Raw genomic sequence first — 1,536 nt, forward strand, 5'->3', positions numbered from 1 at the left:
GCGTGAATACGGTCCCGGCCAGCATGGCCAGCGCCGCAAGGGCAAGCTTTCCGATTTCGGCCTGCAGCTGCGCGCCAAGCAGAAGCTGAAGGGTCACTATGGCGACGTTTCGGAAAAGCAGTTCCGCAAGGTTTATGAAGAGGCTGACCGCCGCAAGGGCGACACCTCGGAGAACCTGATCGGCCTGCTCGAATCGCGTCTCGACGCGGTCGTCTACCGCGCCAAGTTCGTGCCGACTATTTTCGCCGCCCGTCAGTTCGTCAACCACGGCCATGTCAACGTCAACGGCAAGCGCGTCAACATCGGCTCGTATCGCTGCAAGCCGGGCGATGTCGTCGAAGTGCGCGAAAAGTCCAAGCAGCTGGTCATCGTTCTGGAAGCGGTCGGTCTCGCCGAGCGCGACGTGCCGGACTACATCGAAGCCGATCACAACAAGATGGTCGCGACCTTCTCGCGCATCCCTGGCCTGGCGGACGTTCCGTTTGCCGTGCAGATGGAACCGAACCTGGTCGTCGAATTCTACTCGCGCTAAAACGAGCGCGTTCTGCGACACCAAGCAAAGGCCGCCCGTCGAGGCGGCCTTTTCTTTGTCGGTCATGTCCGCTAACCCGGCGCTCTGGCCACTGAAAGCGACATGCCATGAACATGCTTCCAGACATCGAACCGATCGCCGACAGCGAAGGCGACTTCCATCCGCTGTTCGCCGACGTGCCGTCCTCGGTCGAATTCAACAAATTGCGCAAGCGGCTGCTGCGGCTGACCCGGCAGGCGATCGAGGATTTCTCGATGGTCAAGCCCGGCCAGCGCTGGCTCGTCGCGCTCTCGGGCGGCAAGGATTCCTACGGCCTGCTCGCGGTGCTGCTCGACCTCAAATGGCGCGGGCTCTTGCCGGTCGATCTTCTGGCCTGCAATCTCGACCAGGGCCAGCCGAATTTCCCCAAACATATCCTGCCGGACTATCTCGACAGTCACGGCATTGCGCACCGGATCGAGTATCAGGACACCTATTCCCTCGTCACCGACAAGCTGCCGGCGGGCAGCACCTATTGCTCGCTCTGCTCGCGCCTAAGGCGCGGCCATCTCTACCGCATTGCGCGCGAGGAGGGGTGCTCGGCGCTGGTGCTCGGCCACCATCGTGAGGATATTCTCGAAACCTTCTTCATGAACCTCTTCCATGGCGGCCGTCTCGCCGCCATGCCGCCAAAACTGCTCAACGACGACGGCGACGTCATGGTGCTGCGGCCATTGAGCTACTGCGCCGAGGCCGATCTGGAAAGATTCGCCGCCGCCATGCATTTCCCGATCATTCCCTGCGATCTCTGCGGCAGCCAGGAAGGTCTTCAGCGGAATGCCATGAAGGCGATGCTCGAGGACCTGGAAAAGCGTATGCCCGGCCGCAAGGATACGATGCTGCGCGCGCTGTCGAACAGCAGGCCATCGCACCTGCTCGACAGGAAGCTGTTCGACTTCGCTGCCCTCAACGACACCCTCACCACAAGGCAAGACATTTCCGATGACATTTGACGACACCGCGAT

General features: G+C 61.4%; 2 protein-coding genes. Both read left to right on the plus strand.

Translation table 11 applies throughout. The features are described 5' to 3' along the window. On the plus strand, positions 1–532 hold a 532-nt coding region (rpsD, locus tag EN939_RS33685; RefSeq protein ID WP_127271766.1), incomplete at its 5' end, for a 30S ribosomal protein S4. A 107-nt stretch (positions 533–639) separates the two neighbouring features. Beyond that, entirely contained in the window at positions 640–1,524 is an 885-nt protein-coding gene (gene ttcA / locus EN939_RS33690; protein ID WP_127271767.1) for a tRNA 2-thiocytidine(32) synthetase TtcA, read from the plus strand. The last annotated feature ends 12 nt before the right edge of the window (positions 1,525–1,536 follow it).

Source organism: Mesorhizobium sp. M7A.F.Ca.CA.002.05.1.1, assembly GCF_003998335.1.
Classification (GTDB): Bacteria; Pseudomonadota; Alphaproteobacteria; order Rhizobiales; family Rhizobiaceae; genus Mesorhizobium.